Genomic DNA, 2,457 nt, shown 5'->3' on the forward strand with positions numbered 1-2,457 from the left:
GCTCTTTCAACCAGTCTTCCAAGAGGAGAGAGAATAGCCAAAACACTAACAGAGCTTAAGCTTCCTGACATTAAAGTAGCTAACAATAAGCTGTTTATTGATGTATCAGTAAGCATGCCGGCAGCCATTGCGCTTGATATAATACTACCCCATATGAGCAAGAGTATTTTCACGGAAAAGCTAGCAACCCATTTCGGCCTCGCGGCCTTCCCGCTTCTCAATTGAGCATATAATTTTTCCGCAGCCAAAACCTGCTCAGGTTCAGGCTTGGTCCTTACAGACTGGTATTCAACAATCGAACCATTCTTAGCTATTGGCGTTACATAAGCACTTACCCAATAGTGGTCGCCATTTTTACAGCGATTTTTTACTAGCCCCATCCATGAGCGGCCAGATTTTAATGTACTCCACATATGCTCAAATGCAGCAGGCGGCATATCTGGGTGTCTTATGATGTTGTGAGGCTGGCCTAATAGTTCTTCCTCAGTGAAACCACTGATTTTAATGAAGTCAGGATTAACGTACGTGATATGGCTTTGAGGGGAGGTAGTCGAAAGAATATTGGCATCTTTTGGGAGTTCTAAGTTTCGACCCGTCACTGGTAAATTCTGGCGCATAAGAGCCTCAAGAGTTGGCTGTTTTATTTTATTGTGTTCGGCATTAAGCCCAATTTCTTTAGCGTTACGATAAAGCTAGCATGGACACGATAGGTGCAGCAAGTTAAGGGTTGCATTGCGCATGTAAATCTAGGTTATACCCTAACTGGATGTCAGGCAAGGCCGCGCCGCTTCGTCAGAATAGAGTCATCTTTCGCATTTTTTGACACATGCCCGCGAAGGTCATAGATTTCAGCCTGACAGAAACGGGGTTTGAGGCACAACGGAACAGAAGGAGCACTTAAGCCGCCTTCAACCAAGGAGACATCGTGCAGGGGCACCGCATCTGCTACGTCCGGGTCAGCAGCTTCGACCAGAACCCGGAACGCCAGCTGGAACAGACCCAGGTGAGCAAGGTGTTCACCGACAAAGCCTCGGGCAAGGACACCCAGCGCCCCCAGCTCGAAGCGCTACTGAGCTTCGTCCGCGAGGGCGACACCGTGGTGGTGCACAGCATGGATCGTCTGGCCCGCAACCTCGACGACCTGCGCCGCCTTGTACAGAAGCTGACCCAGCGCGGCGTACGCATCGAGTTCTTGAAGGAGGGGCTGGTATTCACCGGCGAGGACTCGCCGATGGCCAACCTGATGCTGTCGGTGATGGGGGCCTTCGCCGAGTTCGAGCGTGCGCTGATCCGTGAGCAGCAGCGCTACCGGGCCAGCGGCCTCAACCTGGTGACGGCGGCTATCGTGCTGTGGAACACGGTGTACCTGGAGCGCGCCACCCAGGGGTTGGTCGAGGCCGGCAAGCCGGTGGACGGCGAGCTGCTGCAATTCCTGTCGCCTCTGGGCTGGGAGCACATCAACCTAACCGGCGATTACGTCTGGCGGCAGAGCCGCAGACTGGAAGACGGGAAGTTTCGGCCCCTACGGATGCCCGGAAAACCTTAGCGTACGATTTTTTCCGAATTCTGCGGGCTCCCCTAAATCGAATGTCAGCAAGCTCTTGAACGCCGCAGACGGGAAGAAGCTGAATAAGCAACACATTGAAGCACTGAGCAAGCGGTTCCGTGTTTCCCCACCCTTGTTCTTTTAGCCTGGAAGGTTCGCCGCCGGGCCGGTGCCGGGGATGGCCAGCGGTTTGCCTGGTGCGGGAGTCGCCGGTCACCCCTCAATGTCGTGGTGCGACATCGAGCGCCGGGGGCCTGGTGTTTCGCCTGGGGGGTTCGCCGCCGGGCCGGTGCCGGGGATGGCCAGCGGTTTGCCTGGTGCGGGAGTCGCCGGTCACCCCTCAATGTCTTGGTGCGACATTGAGCGCCGGGGGGCTGGTGTTTCGCCTGGGAGGTTCGCCGCCGGGCCGGGGCCGGGGATGGCCAGCGGTTTGCCTAGTGTTCTAGTTCACATCCTTCCCGCTAAGATAGCGTTGGAGCCGGTCCCTACGTGCCCGCCAATGGATCGCCCGTGACATTGCCGCTGCGGATCCACAGGTACCGAAACACAGCCACATGAACGGGCCCCATCCCGCAAAAATCAGCCCGCCGCACATACCGATAACGGAACCGATCACAAACGACCGGCAGATGTCCCTACCCTCAAACGTTATTCGCACAGCCTTCCCTCACTCATAAAAAAACCGCCTTGGAGGCGGCTTTATCGGCCTAAATAACTGATCCCAATAGTGCTACACCTTCGCTGTGCCATAGCCATTCCCCGGGAAAGGAGACACGGTATCCATGAAGTGTTTCACTCGGGCCAGCAGGTTTGCCATCCCACTGCATTGATGATCCTGATTACCCATGATTAGCAGTCAGTTACCACGAACTATACTGATCTTACGTACAGTTATCGAGGTGCGAGATCAT

The 2,457-nt window shown here is 55.1% G+C and carries 1 protein-coding gene and 3 pseudogenes; 2 read left to right on the top strand and 2 right to left on the bottom strand.

Annotated features, from left to right (window positions below):
• Positions 1-617 (bottom strand): PAS domain-containing protein (locus PG887_RS22095; protein ID WP_270822922.1); only part of this gene is annotated, 617 nt, incomplete at its 3' end.
• Between the two features lie 308 nt (positions 618-925).
• Between PG887_RS22095 and PG887_RS22100 the strand changes: the two are divergent.
• Together PG887_RS22100 and PG887_RS22105 are read left to right on the top strand one after the other, a co-directional pair.
• A pseudogene (locus tag PG887_RS22100) lies at positions 926-1,294 on the top strand (recombinase family protein); the annotation flags it as partial.
• Positions 1,295-1,546: pseudogene (locus PG887_RS22105) on the top strand (Tn3 family transposase); the annotation flags it as partial. It lies immediately after the preceding pseudogene.
• Positions 1,547-2,276: 730 nt separating this feature from the next.
• Here PG887_RS22105 and PG887_RS22110 read toward each other — a convergent pair.
• Positions 2,277-2,384 (bottom strand): annotated as a pseudogene (locus tag PG887_RS22110) (IS630 family transposase); the annotation flags it as partial.
• Positions 2,385-2,457: the final 73 nt, after the last annotated feature.

Source organism: Aeromonas sp. QDB14 (assembly GCF_027707845.1).
Taxonomy (GTDB): domain Bacteria; phylum Pseudomonadota; class Gammaproteobacteria; order Enterobacterales; family Aeromonadaceae; genus Aeromonas; species Aeromonas caviae.